A 14,847-nucleotide genomic window follows, 5' to 3' on the forward strand; every position below is an offset into this window, starting at 1 on the left:
AGGACGCGGCCGCCGCGGGGGCGGGGGTGTCCCTCTCGGCGGCGGCCGCGTCCTCGTCCACGGCCGCCGCGAGGGCCGCCACGGTGTCGTGCTGGTACATCCGGTAGACCGACACCGTCAGGCCCGCCTCGCGGGCGGCCGCCAGCACCTTGATCATCAGCAGTGAGTGGCCGCCCAGGTCGAAGAACCGGTCGTGCACGCCGATCTGCTCGACCCCCAGCACCTGGGACCAGATGGCCGCCAGCGCCTGCTCGGTGGGGGTGCGCGGAGGCACGTGATCCGTGCCTCCGCCCAGCGCCGACCGGTCCGGCGCGGGCAGGGCCCGCCGGTCGACCTTGCCGTTGGCGTTGAGCGGCAGGGCGTCCAGGACGAGGAACGCCGCGGGCACCATGTAGTCGGGCAGCCGGACCGCGCAGTGCCGGGTCAGCTCCTGCGGAGGCACCCCGGCCGCGTCCGCCGCGGCCGTCCAGTAGGCCACGAGCCGCCGGTCGCCCGGCACCGGCTCGTGCACGGCGACGTACGCGTCACGGACGGCGGGGTGGGCGGCCAGTACCGTCCGGACCTCCCCCAGTTCGACCCGGTAGCCCCGGATCTTCACCTGGTCGTCGATCCGGCCGAGGAACTCGACGTTCCCGTCCGGCCGCTGCCGCACCAGGTCACCCGTGCGGTAGAGCCGGCCGCCGGGCACCGGGCCGTACGGGTCCGGCACGAAGCGCTCCGCCGTGAGGTCGGGTCTGCCCGCGTATCCGCGTGCCACACCGGTCCCGGCGGCGTAGAGCTCTCCGGGCACCCCCACCGGGACCGGGGCCAGCGCCCCGTCCAGGACGTAGACCCGCATGTTCGGCAGGGGGCGGCCGATCGGGACGACGCCGTCGCCGGACGGCCCGGTGACCGGGAAGACCGTGGAGCCGACGGACGCCTCGGTCGGACCGTACTCGTTGATCAGGCGTCCGGGGCCGAGGATGTCGAGCGAGCGGTCCGCCGTCGCCCCGGGCAGCGCCTCGCCGGCGACCACCGTCACCGCGGCGAGCCCTTCCGCCTGCTCGGTGGTCAGCTGCTCGGCCAGCAGGTCCAGGTGGCCCGGCGTCAGCTTGACGAAGCTGTACGGCGCCCCCGCGAGGAGCGCGCGGCCCAGGTCCGCGGGAGCGGTGTCCTGCGCGATCGCGAAGACCCGCTGGCCGGTGACGAGTGGCGCCCACAGGTTGGGGACGGTCAGGTCGAAGGCGACCGACGAGAAGACCGGTGCGCCGCCGGTGCCGCGGGCGGCCAGTTCGCGGGCGGCCCACGCCACGTGGTTGGCCAGCCCCCGGTGGGGCACCTCCACGCCCTTGGGCACACCGGTCGAGCCCGAGGTGAAGACGACGTAGGCGAGGGTGTCCAGGTCGTCGGCGCGTTCCGGGGCCGTGGCCGGGAAGGCGTCCAGACCCGGGCCCGCCGGCGTCACCGCCTCGGTTCCGGCGAACCGGTCCGCGTAGGCGGGGGAGGTGACCGCCACCCGGGCGCCCGAGGTCGCCACGATCGAGGCCACCCGGTCGGCCGGGTAGGAGGGGTCGACGGGCACGTACGCGCCGCCGGCCTTCCACACCGCGAGCAGTGCCGCGAGCAGGTCGGGGCCCCGGTCCAGCTGGACCGCGACGCGTGACTCGGCGCCGACCCCGCGGGCCCGCAGCGCGTGGGCGAGCCGATTGGCGTGCGCGTCCAGTCCCGCGTACGTCACCGTCGTGGCGCCCAGGGTGACCGCGGGCGACTCGGGGACCCGCCGCGCCTGCCGCTCGAACCGCTGCAGAACGGACTCGGTCTCGTCCTCGTACGCCGTGTCGTTCCACTGCGTCAGCTGCCGGAACAGCTCCTCCTCGGGCAGGGGCACCGAGCGCGCGTCCCCGTCCGGATCGGTGCACATCGCCTCCAGGACCCCCGCGTAGAGGGCGGTGAGCCGGTCGGCGTGCTCCCGGGACAGGGCGTGGGTGTGCGTGGTCATCAGCAGGTATCCGGAGACCGCGGAGACCGCCAGGTCGAACTCGGTGGCGCCCTCGCCGGAGCTGTCCGCGAGGTCCACGCGCCCGGTGTCGACGTGGTCGAAGTCCTGGTAGCTGAAGCGGACGGCGAGCAGGCGCTCCACGCCGGCGTCGTGCTGGATGGCCGGCATCGGGTAGCGGCGGTGCTCCCACATGCCCGCCTCGTGGGCGAAGACCTCGCGGACCAGTTCCTCCCAGGTGCGGTCGTGGCCGGCGTCGAAGGCGAACGGCAGGGTGTTGAGGTACATGCCGTACACGCGGTCCGCGCCCGGCGCCTCGGGGCGTGCGCTGAAGACGAGCCCGGAGTGGAAGCGGCTCTCCTCGGTGAGCAGGCTCAGCGTCTTCAGGTGGGCCGCGAGCAGCACGCTCTTGACCGACACCCGGGCACGTGCCGCCAAGGAGCGCAGTCCGCGCTCGTACGGGCGCAGCTCCACCGCGACGCGGTAGCGCTCACGTGCGGCGGACCGGTCGCCGGCCCAGGCCGACGGCAGGGCGAAGCGCGCGTAGCGCCCCGTCACGTCCTGCCAGTGGCGCCGGTCCTCCCCGCAGTCGAGGGACCGCAGTTCGGCGGCGACGAAGTCCGCGTAGCGCACCGCCGGCGGCATCGGGCTGGACGGCTGTCCGCCGTCGCGCACCCTGCGGTACTCGTCGAGCAGTTCCATCAGGAGGGCGCGGTGGCTCCATCCCTCGGTGATGGCGTGGCAGACGGTCAGCCCGAGCCGCCAGCCGTCGTCCTCGACGTGTGCGGTCATCCGCAGCAGCGGTGCCCGGGTGAGGTCGAAGAGGTCGGCGCGTTCGGCGGCCACGAAGTCCGCGACGACCGCGCGCCGCCGTTCCCCGTCCATGCCCCGCAGGTCGTGGACGGCCACCGGGACACCGGCCGCGGCGTGCACCACCTGGAGGGGCTGGCTGAAGCCGTCCAGGTGGAAGGAGGTGCGCAGCAGGTCGTGGCGCTCGGCGACGGCCTCGGCGGCGGTGCGCAGCGCGGGTGCGGAGAACGGCTCGGACTCGGTGATCCGGAACGACGAGACGTTGTGGTAGGCGTGCTCGGAGTCGTCCGCCAGCATCTCCAGGACCATGCCGAGCTGGACCTGGGTCAGCGGGTAGGCGTCCACGGCGTCGTCCGGGAGCGCGGCCCGGTCCGCGTCGCCGAGCAGGCTGAACGCCTCGACGGGCGCCGCCACCTCGACGGGCGCGGGGCGCCCGGTGACGAACTCGGCCAGGGCGGCCACGGTGCGGTGCTCGAACACCTCCCGGACGCCGACGTCGAATCCGGCCGCGCGCAGGGCTCCGACGAGGGCTACGGCGCGGATGGAGTGACCGCCGATGTCGAAGAACCCGTCCTCGACGCCGACCCGGTCCCGGTCCAGTACCTCCGCCCACACCCCGGCGATCCGCTCCTCGGTCACCGTGCGCGGGGCGACATGGCCGTCGGCGGGTGCCGCGGCCGCCTCCGGGCCGGGCAGGGCCCCCCGGTCCACCTTGCCGTTGGCGTTCAGCGGCAGGGCGTCCAGAGGGGTGAGGGTGGCCGGGACCATGTAGGCGGGGAGCCGCCCGGTCAGGTGCGCGCGGACCGTCTCGGCGGTCGCGTCCGCCGGTGCGTAGTAGGCGGCCAGTTCGCCCTCGTGTGTCGTGACGTAGGCGTCGTGGACGTCCGGGTGGGCGGACAGGACGGCCCGCACCTCGCCGAGTTCGACGCGGAAGCCGCGGATCTTGACCTGGTCGTCGAGCCGTCCCAGGAACTCGACGGTGCCGTCCGTCCCCTGCCGCACGAGGTCACCCGTGCGGTAGAGCCGGGACCCGGCCGGGCCGTGCGGATCGGGCAGGAACCGCTCCGCCGTGAGATCGGGCCGGCCCGCGTAACCGCGCGCCACACCCGTACCGCCGACGTACAGCTCCCCCGGGACACCGACCGGCACCGGGCGCATGGCCCCGTCCAGGACATAGGTCCGCATGTTCGGCAGCGGACGGCCGATCGGCAGCACGTCGGTGTCCGCCGCGTCCGGCACCGGATGGATCGTGGAGCCCACGGAGGCCTCGGTCGGGCCGTACTCGTTGACCAGCTCGGTGCGCGGCGCCAGCGCCCGCCACCGCTCCAGCGTGGCCCGGGTGAACGCCTCGCCCGCCACCACCAGCACCGGTGCCAGACCGGCGGCCCGCTCCGGTGTGAGCTGCCGCGCCAGCACGTCCAGGTGGCCCGGGGTCAGCTTCACGAACGAGTAGGGCGCCGAGGCGGCCAGGTGCTCGCCCAGGTCGGCCATGTCGACGTCGTGGCCGACGGTGTGCACGGTCTGGCCGGTGACGAGCGGCGCCCACAGGTTGGGGACGACGAGGTCGAAGGCTACGGAGGAGAACAGGGGGGCGCCGCCGGTGCCGCGGGCGGCCAGTTCGCGGGCGGCCCACGCCACGTGGTTGGCCAGCCCCCGGTGGGGCACCTCCACGCCCTTGGGCACACCGGTCGAGCCCGAGGTGAAGACGACGTAGGCGAGGGTGTCCAGGTCGTCGGCGCGTTCCGGGGCCGTGGCGGGCAGCCCGGCGAGGTCCGGGACGTCCGTGAGGGTGAGGACGGCGCCCGACACCTCGGCCATCGCCCGGACCCGGTCGGCCGGGTGGGACGGGTCGGCCGGCACGTAGGCGCCGCCCGCCTTCCACACGGCCAGCAACGCGGTCAGCAGGTCCGGTCCGCGGTCCAGGCCGACCAGCACCCGGGACTCGGTGGTGACGCCGCGCGCCCGCAGGTGGTGGGCGAGCCGGTTGGCCCGGGCGTCCAGTCCGGCGTACGACAGCGTGCCGCCGGCGTGGGCGACAGCGACCGCCTCCGGTGTGCGGACCGCCTGCTCCTCGAAGCGGCGCAGCACCGAGGCGGTCTCGGCCCGGTACGCCGTCTCGTTCCACGCGCCGAGCTGGAGCTCCCGCTCCCCCGCCGGGAGGAAGGTCGCACGGGCGTCCCCCTCCGGGTCGCCGGCCATCGCCTCCAGGACCTGGCGCAGCATGTCCGCGAGGCGGTCGGTGCCGGACCGGCTGAGGGCACGGGGGGAGGCGGTCAGGACGAGGTGGCCGACGCGGGCCGAGACGCCGAGCGGGAACTCGGTGGGGCTGTCGTCGATGCTCGCCAGGTAGTCGACCCGTTCGCGGTCGACCTGGTCGAAGTCGTGGTAGCTGAACCGCATGTCGATCAGCCGCTCGCCGTCGGACAGTTCGCGCTGGATGACGGGCATCGGGAAGGCCCGGTGGGGCCAGAGCCCGATCTCGCGGGCGAACACGTCAGCCACCAGTTCGCGCCAGGTGCCGGCCGTGCGGTCGAACGCGAACGGCAGGGTGTTGAGGTGCATCCCGTAGACGCGGTCGGCGCCGAGCACCTCCGGACGGGCGTTGCACACCAGCCCGGTGAAGAACCGCTCCTCCTCGGTGAGCATGCTGAGCGTCTTCAGATGGGCCGCGTGCAGGACGCTCTTGAGGGAGGCCCCCGCCTTCGTGGCCAGGGCGCGCAGCCGGTCCTCCAGGTCGTGGAAGGGCACCGGGACCCGGTAGGGGGCGCCGTGGTCGCCGGGGTCGCCGCGCCAGGGTGCCGGCACCGTCAGGCGGGCGTGGTCGTCGATCACCGACGTCCAGTGGGCCCGGGTCTCCGCGGAGTTCAGCGCGTCCTGTTCGGCGGCGACGAAGTCGGCGAACCGGACGGCCGGGAGCGTCGTCCCGGAAGGCTCCGCGCCGTCCAGGAGGCGGCCGTACTCCTGGAGCAGCTCCATGAGGAGGGAGTGGTGGCTCCAGCCGTCCAGGATCGCGTGGCACTCGGTGTTGGTGATCCACCAGCTGCCGTCGCCGGCGGTGTGCGCGTACAGGCGCAGCAGCGGCGGGTCGGCCAGGTCGAACAGGGTGGCGCGCTCCTCGGCGGTGAACTCCCGCAGCGCGGCTTCGAGCGCGTCCGGGGAGAGGTGGGAGAGATCCCGGGAGCCGACCGCCATCTCCGCACTCGCGTGCACCAGCTGCATCGGTACGGAGTACGTGGTGAGGTCGAAGGACGTGCGCAGCGCCTCGTGCCGGGCGACGACCACCGCGGCCGCGCCGCGCAACGCCTCGATGGAGAAGGGCCGCTCGTCGCGGATCCGGAACGAGGTCACGTTGTGGTAGGGGTGCTTGCCGTCGTCGGTCAGCATCTCGACGACCATGCCGAGCTGGACCTGCGAGACGGGGTAGGCGTCGGCCAGGCCGTCCGGCAGCAGCTCCCGGTCCCCGGCGCCGATCAGCGCGAACGGCGCCACCGTACGACCCGCGTCGGCCGGGGCCGGGCGGCCGGTGACCAGCTCGGCGACGCGGGCGACCGTGCCGTGCTCGAAGACGTCGCGCACGGCGAGGTCGTAGCCGAGGGCACGCAGCCGGCCCACCAGAGTCACGGCGCGGATGGAGTGACCGCCGAGTTCGAAGAACCCGTCCTCCACGCCGACCCGCTCCAGGCCCAGTACGTCCGCCCAGACCGCGGCGATCCGCTCCTCGGCCACCGTGCGCGGGGCGACGTGGCCGGCGGTGCCCAGGTCCTCCCGGCCCGGGGCGGGCAGGGCGCGCTTGTCGAGCTTCCCGTTGGTGGTCAACGGCAGCGCGTCCAGGGTGACGAACGCGGCCGGGACCATGTACTCGGGCAGCACCGTGCGGACGTGGGCCAGCAGTTGCCCCGGTGCCGGCGGGGTGTCACCGGCAGCGGTCACGTAGGCCACGAGCCGCTCGTCGCCCGGGGCGTCCTCACGGACCAGGACCACCGCGTCCCGCACTCGCGGGTGGGCGGCCAGCGCCGCCTCGATCTCGCCCGGTTCGATGCGGAAGCCGCGGATCTTGACCTGGTCGTCGGCGCGGCCCAGGAACTCCAGTGACCCGTCGGCCAGCCGGCGGGCACGGTCGCCGCTCCGGTACAGGCGGCTCCCCGGTGGCCCGAAGGGGTCGGGCACGAAGCGCTCGGCGGTCAGCCCCGGCCGGTTCAGGTAGCCGCGCGCGACGCCGGGGCCGGCCACGTGGATCTCGCCGGGCACGCCGACCGGCACCGGCCGGCCGGCCCTGTCCAGCAGATGGACGCGCAGGTCCGCCAGCGGGTGGCCGACCGCGTTGCCGGCACCCGGCTCCAGGTCCGCCCCGGTGATGCGGTGGTAGGTGGTGTGGACCGTGGTCTCGGTGATGCCGTACATGTTGGCCAGGACCACCCGGGACAGCCCGAACCGCTCCGCGAACGGACGCAGTTCGGAGACCTCCAGCTTCTCCCCCGCGAAGACGACGGCCCGCAGGGAGAGGTCCGCCCCGGTGTCCACCAGGGAGCGGAACGCGGTCGGCGTCTGGTTGAGGACCGTCACGCGCTCGCGCACGAGCAGGTCCAGGAACTCCTCCGGTGACCGGGTGACCGCGTGCGGGACGACGATCAGCCGGCCCCCGAAGAGCAGGGCGCCCCACATCTCCCAGACCGAGACGTCGAACGCGTAGCTGTGGAACAGCGGCCAGACGTCCGTGTCGGTGAAGGCGTAGTGCTCGTGACCGCGCTGCATCAGCCGCACCACGTTGGCATGGGTGACGGCGACGCCCTTCGGCCTGCCCGTCGAACCCGAGGTGTAGATCGTGTAGACCAGGTTGTCCGGGTCACCCCCGGCCGCCGGGTCGGTGTCCGGCTGCTCGGCGAGCAGCCCCGCGTCCGCGTCCAGGAGCAGCAGCTCCACGTCGAAGGGTCCGGCGTGGTCGCCGACCGTGACGACCAGCGGCGCCCGCGCGTCCCGCACGATGTAGGCGAGCCGGTCGGCGGGGTTCGCCGGGTCCAGCGGCAGGTAGGCGGCGCCGGACTTCAGGATGCCCAGCAGCGCCGGGATCAGCTCCGGGCCCCGCTCCAGGCAGAGTCCCACCAGCGTCTCCGGCCCGGCGCCCTTGGCGATCAGCGCGTGCGCGACGCGGTTCGCCCGCGCGTTCAGTTCGGCGTACGTCAGGTGGGTGCCCTCGAACGACAGGGCCGTCGCGTGCGGGGTGCGGGCCGCCTGCTCCTCGAACAACTCGTGCACCCGACGGGTCACCGGAGGCGGGTCGAGTGGTGCGCCGAGCAGCGCGGCCCGCTCCCGCTCGCCGAGGATCTCCAGCCGGGACAACGGCGCCGACGGGTCGTCCGCGATCTCGGCCAGGAGACGCAGCAGATGACCGCGCAGGCGTTCCACCGTCACCCGGTCGAACAGGGCGGTCGCGTACTCGAGGTGCCCGCCGAGCGAACCGTCGCCGGCCTCGCGGACCTGGAGGTCGAGGTCGAACCTGGCGACGCGTCCGGAGCCCTCGAACTGCGTCGCCTCGACGCCGGGCAGGGCGAACGCGGCACCCCGGTCGCCGTGCATCGTGAACGCGACCTGGAACAGCGGGGTCCGCGACAGGTCGCGGGGCGGCGCGAGGGCCTCGACGACCCGGGCGAAGGGCACGTCCTGGTGGTCGTAGGCCTCCAGCACCGCGTCGCGGGTGCGGGCCAGCAGCCGGGTGAAGGACGGGTCGCCGGACAGGTCACCGCGGAGGACGAGGCTGTTGATGCCGTAACCGATGAGCTGCTGCAGCTCGGGGCGTCCACGGCCGGAGACGACCGTGCCGACGGCGATGTCCTCCCGGTCGGTGTAGCGGGCCAGCAGCGTCTGGTAGGCGGCCAGGAACAGCATGAACAACGTGCTGTCGTGGCCGGCGGCCAGCTCGCGCAGCCGGGTCGCGAGGGGGGCGGGGACCGTGAACGGGACGGCGTCACCGCTGTGGTCGCGCGCCGGAGGGCGGGGGCGGTCGGCCGGCAGGTCCAGCGGTGCCAGGCCGGCCAGCCGGTCCCGCCAGTACCCGAGGTGCGCGTCGGCGGCCTCGCCGGTCGTCGTGGTGCGCTGCCAGGCGGCGTAGTCCGCGTACTGCACGGCGAGCGGCTCCGGGGTGGTCCCCCCGTACAGCGCGCTCAGCTCCTCGCCGAAGACCCGGGTGGACCAGGCGTCGCAGGCGATGTGGTGGAAGACGACGGCGAGTACGTGCTCGTCGTCGCCCAGGCGGATCAGTCGGCCGCGGACCGGCCAGTCACGGCCGAGGTCGAAGGCGCGGGCCAGGTCGGCCTCGACCAGGGCCCGGACCGCGGTGTCGTCCGCGGCGGCGGAGCGCTCCAGCGGCAGCGGGCGCGGCGCGTCGACGAGCTGGACCGGCAGGTCGCCGTCGAGGGCGTAGCGCGTGCGCAGGATCTCGTGCCGGTCCAGTACGCCCTGCCAGGCCCGTGCGAGCGCCTCGGTGTCCAGCGTGCCGCGCAGGCGCAGGACCAGGGGCACGAGGTATTCGGGGCTCTCGGGCTCCAGGCGGCTGAGGAACCACATCTGCTCCTGCCCGTGGGACAGCGGCAGCGCGGCGTCCCGGTCGGCGCGCGGCATCCCCGCGCGGAGGGGCGTGGCGGCGCGGCCGGCGAGCCGGCGGCGCAGCAGCTCGGCGCGGAGCGCGTCGGCGGAGGTGCCCACGGCCGCGGGCTTTTCCATGTTCCCGGTGCTCATGCCTGCTGCTCCTTGGCGTGCGACGGGGCGTCGGCCGCGGCGGGGCCGACGGTGTTCAGGGCTCGGGTGTGGTTCAGGAGGTCGTCGTCGGAGAGCGCCGCCACCTCGGCCGTGACGCGCTCCTCGACCGTGGCGGCGAGCTGGGCGATGGTCGGCCCCTCGAAGACGGTCCGGACGGGGCAGTCGATGCCGAACTCCTGCTGGACGCGGGAGATCAGGCGGATCGCGAGGATCGAGTTGCCGCCGACGTGGAAGAAGCTGTCGTGGGCCGAGGCCCGCACGCCGAGCAGTTCGGTCCAGATCGAGGCGAGGCGCTCCTCGACGGGTCCGCTCGGCGCCACGTGCGCGGGGTCCTCCGCGCGCCCGGGCTCGGGCAGTGCCCCGCGGTCCACCTTGCCGTTGGCGTTGACCGGCAGGGCGTCCAGCGCCGTGAACGTCGCCGGGATCATGTACTCGGGCAGCCGGCGCTCGCAGTACGCCGCCAGGTCGGGCAGCGGCGTGCCGGGGGTGGCGGGTACCGCGTAGCAGGCCAGGGCCGGTGCACCGGACTCGGGGCGGTGGACGGTGACCACCGCTTCGCGCACCTCGGGGTGCTCCTCCACGACCGCCCGGATCTCGCCGGGCTCGACGCGGTAGCCGCGGATCTTGACCTGGTCGTCGAGGCGCCCGAGGAAGGCCACGGTGCCGTCCGGCAGCCGGCGGACGAGGTCGCCGGTGCGGTAGAGGCGGGCGCCGGGCTCGGCGGCGTACGGGTCGGGCACGAAGCGCTCGGCGGTGGGTCCGGGCCGGCCCGCGTAGCCGCGGGCGACGCCGGTCCCGCCGACGTAGAGCTCTCCCGCCACGCCGACCGGGACGGGCCTGAGAGCGGGGTCGAGGACGTACATCGTCATCCCGGGCAGCGGGCGGCCGATCGGCAGGACGTCGGGGAGCGGGACCGACTCGTCCTGCGGCACCGGGTGGACGCAGGTGCCCACGGATGCCTCGGTGGGTCCGTACTCGTTGATCAGCAGCATGTCGGGGGCGAGTTCGCGCCAGCGCCGGAGCGTGGCCCGCGAGAAGGCCTCGCCGGCCACCACGGCGACCGGAGCGAGCGCCCCGGCCTGGTCGGCCCCCAACTGGGCGGCGAGGATGTCGAGATGGCCGGGCGTCAGCTTCAGGAAGCTGAACGGTGCGGCATCCGAAAGGCGCTTGCCCAGCTCGGACAGGTCCGTGTCCTGCGGCAGCAGGAACAGCCGCTGGCCGGTGGCCAGGGGCGCCCACAGGTTCGGTACGACCAGGTCGAAGGCGACCGAGGAGAACAGGGCGGCGCCGCCGCAGTCGTGCCCGGCGAGTTCGCGCACCGCCCACGCCACGTGGTTGGCCAGGCCCCGGTGGGTGACCTCGACGCCCTTGGGGACGCCGGTCGAGCCGGAGGTGAAGATCACATACGCGAGCCGGTCGAGGTCCCGGGTGCGGGCGGGTGAGGCGGGCGCGCGTGCGGCGATGTCCTCGGCCGCGGTGTCCAGGGCCAGCACGCGCGCCCCGGTCCCCTCGAAGCGGTGGGCGTATCCGGCGCTGGTCACCACGGTCCGTACTCCGGCGGCCGCGCACATCTCGGCGATCCGCTCCGCCGGGTACGAAGGGTCGACCGGTACGTAGGCCCCGCTGGCCTTCCACACCGCCAGCAGGGCGGTCACCAGCTCGGGGCCGCGGTCGAGGAGCACGGCGACGCGGGTCTCGGCGCCCACGCACAGCGTGCGCAGGTGCCGGGCCAGGCGGTTGGCGTCGGCGTCCAGCTCGCCGTAGGTGACGTCCCGTCCGGCGAAGTCGAGTGCCGTGCGCCGGGGGGTGCTGCGGGCCTGGGCCTCGACGTGGTCGAGGACGGTGAGCCCGTCCGTCTGCCACGCCGTGTCGTTCCAGTCGACGACGAGACGCCGGTGCTCCCGCGGGTCGAGGAGTTCCACCTCGCCCAGCACGGTGCCGGGGTCGTGGGCGACCCGGTCCAGCAGGGTGAGGAAGTGGCCGGCCATCCGCTCCACGGTGGCCCGCTCGAACAGGGAGGTGCCGTACTCCAGGACGCCGTCCAGGGAGCCGTCGGCGGTCTGCCGCATGAACAGCGACAGGTCCGTCTTGGCGACCTGCCAGGCGCCGGTGAAGGCCGCCAGGTCCGATTCCCGTGTGGCGACGCTGGTGACGCCCTCGCTGTGCAGGTCGAAGGCGACCTGGTAGAGCGGGGTGCGGGACAGGTCGCGCTCGGGCTGGAGCTCGTCCACGAGCCGCTCGAAGGGCAGTTCCTGGTGGGCGAAGGCCGCGCGGGCGACGTCCCGCACCCGCCGCAGCGCCTCGGTGAAGGTCAGCTCCGGCGTCAGACCGCAGCGCACCACGAGGGAGTTGAGGAAGAAGCCGACCATGTTCTCGGTCTCGGGCCGGATCCGGCCCGCCACCGGGGCGCCGACCGGCACGTCCCACTGGCCGCTGTACCGGGCCACGAGGGTCGCGTACGCCGTGAGCAGGGTCATGAACGGGGTCGCGCCGTGCGCGCGGCCGAGTTCCGTCAGGGCGGTGGCGGTCGACCGGCTGACCTTCAGGGGTACGACCCCGCCGTGCGGGTCCCGGACGGCGGGGCGGGGACGGTCGGTGGGCAGGTCGACCGGGTTGAGGCCGTCCAGGACCGCACGCCAGTGGGCGAGTTCGCCCTCGACGAACTCCTCGGTGAGCCGGGCGTGCTGCCAGGCCCCGTAGTCGGCGTACTGGAGGTCCTGGGCGGGCAGCCGGGGCTCGCGCCCCTCCCGCCGGGCGGCGCACAGTTCGCGCAGTTCGCGCTCCAGCAGCACCGTCGACCAGCCGTCGCAGGCGATGTGGTGAAGGGTGAGCAGGAGCAGGTGCTCCGCGCCGGGCCGGCGGACCAGCAGGGCCCGCCACAGCGGCCCGTGCTCCAGGTCGAAGCCCCGCTGGAACTGCTCGGCGAACAGCGCGCCCGGTTCCGTCCGGCCGTCGTCGACACGCAGTTCGACGTGCGCGGTTCCCGGGGCGTCGATCACCTGGCGCACCTCTCCGTCCGCGGACACGTAGCGGGTGCGCAGCGGCTCGTGCCGGGCGGCCAGCGCGTCCAGCGCCGCCTTGACGTCCGCCGGCTCCCACGCCTCGGGCAGCCGCAGGAAGAGGGGGGCGACCCACTCGGGGCTGCCCGGGTTCATCCGGTCCAGGAACCACAGGCGGCGCTGCCCGGAGGAGAGCGGCAGGTCACCGCTGCGGGAGACGGGGGCGACGACCGCGGGAGCCGGTTCCTTCGCGGCGCCCAGCAGCCGTGCCTGCGCCTCGACGGTGGTGGCACCGAACAGGCCGCGCAGGGAGATCTTCTCGCCGGACGCGGTACGCAGCCGGGCGGCGAGGCGGGTGAGCTGGAGCGAGGTGCCGCCCAGGGCGAAGAAGTCGTCGCCCGCGCCGACGCGCTCCCGGCCGAGCAGCTCGGCCCAGACACCGGCGACGAGTTCCTCCGCCGCGTCGCGTGGCGCCGTGTACTCGTCCGCGCGGGCGGCGGCGATCTCCGCGGGGGCCGGCAGGGCGGCGCGGTCGGTCTTGCCGCTGGGCAGCAGCGGGAAGGAGTCGAGCACGTGGAAGAGGGCGGGCACGTGGCTGTCCGGGAGCCGGCCGGTGAGGAAGACCCGCAGCTCGTCGGTGTCCACGGGGGCGCTCGCGGTGACATACGCGGCGAGCCGCTTGCCCCCGTCCGCGGCCTCATAGGCGGTCACGACGGCGCCGGTGACCAGGGGGTGCGCGGCCAGCGCGGCCTCGGTCTCGCCGGGTTCGACGCGGACGCCGTTCACCTTCACCTGGTGGTCCAGGCGGCCGAGGTACTCCAGGGAGCGGTCGGCGCGCCAGCGCACCTGGTCGCCGGTGCGGTAGAGACGGGCGCCGGGCTCGGCGGCGTAGGGGTCGGGCACGAAGCGCTCGGCGGTCAGGTCGGGGCGGCCGGCGTAGCCGCGGGCGACGCCCACACCGCCCACGTACAGCTCACCGGGGACGCCGACCGGCACGGGCGTGCCACCCGGGTCGAGGACGAGCACCTTCAGGCCGGGCAGCGGGCGGCCGATGGGTACGGGCCCGCCGGTCGCGGAGGGGTCGGCGGCCTGGGCGGTGACGTCGATGGAGCACTCGGTGGGGCCGTAGGTGTTCCACACCTCCAGGTCCCGGCCCGCCTTCTCGCGTACGCGGGCGACCAGTTCGGCGTGGAGGGGCTCACCGGCGGAGAACAGCAGCCGCAGCGCGCCGCAGCCGTCCCAGTCACCGGCGTCGGCAAGGGGTGCGAGCACGGACGGCACGACCTGCAGGACGGTGACGCCCAGCTCGGCCACGGCCCGCAGCAGCGCCGCCGGGTCGCGCTCGGCGCCCGCCGGGGCGAGGACCACGGTGCCGCCGCTGACCAGGGGCGCGAAGATCTCCCACCCGGCCGCGTCGAAGCCGACGGTGGTCTTCTGGAGCACCCGGTCTCCGGCGCCCAGGCCGTGCCGGTCCACGGTCCAGCCGACCCGGTTGGCGATGCCCTCGTGGGTGACGACGACGGCCTTGGGCCTGCCGGTGGAGCCCGAGGTGAAGATGGCGTACGCGGCACCGGCCGGGTCCTGGACCGGCAGCGGCACGTGGGCCTCCGGCGTGTCCGGCAGTTCCGCCGGGTCCAGACGCCGGGCACCCGCCTCGTCCACCGCGGAGCGCAGTGCCGGGCCGGCCAGGACCAGCCGCGCCCCCGCGTCCCGGATCAGACCGGTGAGCCGGGCGGGCGGCTGCTCGGGGTCCAGCGGTACGTAGGCGGCGCCCGCCCGCCAGACCCCGAGCAGCGAGACGACCAGGTCGACACCGCGGGGCAGGCCGACCCCGACCAGCGTCTCGGGCCCCGCGCCCAGGTCCCGAAGCCGGAGGGCCGTGCGCAGGGACGCACGGTCCAGCTCCTCGTACGTCACCGCCCGGTCGCCGTCGACGACGGCCACCGCGTCGGGCGTGCGGAACGCCTGCTCGGCGAAGCGTTCCGAAAGCAGTTCGGCGTTCACGGCAACTCCTGTCACAGACCTGGGTGTCGGGGTGGGCGGCGGTCAGGCCGCGGAGGACTCGTGCATCCGGCGGCGCAGGCTCAGCGGACGCATGTCGGTCCACACCTCGGTGATCCGTGCCAGGCACTCCTCGCGCGTGCCCTCGGTGCCCTCGGCGTGCCAGCCGGCGGGCAGCTCGCGCCCGACGGGCCACAGCGAGTACTGCTCCTCGTCGTTGAACACCACGCGCTGGCGGGGGCCTTCGGTCTGCTCGGCGGTCATGGGAACTCCTCTGCGAAGCGAAGAAGGGTGGGTGGAGAAGAAGGG

Annotated in this window: 3 protein-coding genes; all 3 read right to left on the reverse strand. The window is 74.6% G+C overall.

From position 1 onward, the window contains the following. The coding region (locus DMH12_RS30840) for a non-ribosomal peptide synthetase (RefSeq protein WP_125494710.1) at positions 1 to 9,517 on the reverse strand (9,517 nt) is incomplete at its 3' end. Beyond that, positions 9,514 to 14,541 (reverse strand): non-ribosomal peptide synthetase, encoded by a 5,028-nt coding sequence (locus DMH12_RS30845; RefSeq protein ID WP_125494711.1) that lies wholly within the window; start codon positions 14,539 to 14,541, stop codon positions 9,514 to 9,516. The genes DMH12_RS30845 and DMH12_RS30840, both read right to left, overlap by 4 nt. A gap of 42 nt (positions 14,542 to 14,583) precedes the next feature. Further along, positions 14,584 to 14,802 (reverse strand): MbtH family NRPS accessory protein, encoded by a 219-nt coding sequence (locus tag DMH12_RS30850; protein WP_125494712.1) that lies wholly within the window; start codon positions 14,800 to 14,802, stop codon positions 14,584 to 14,586. Positions 14,803 to 14,847 lie beyond the last annotated feature (45 nt).

Source organism: Streptomyces sp. WAC 04229, assembly GCF_003947455.1.
Classification (GTDB): domain Bacteria; phylum Actinomycetota; class Actinomycetes; order Streptomycetales; family Streptomycetaceae; genus Streptomyces.

Coding starts and splice junctions, on each gene's coding strand:
- DMH12_RS30850 (WP_125494712.1), bottom strand. CDS start 14,802: ATGACCGCCGAGCAGACCGAAGGCCCCCGCCAGCGCGTGGTGTTCAAC.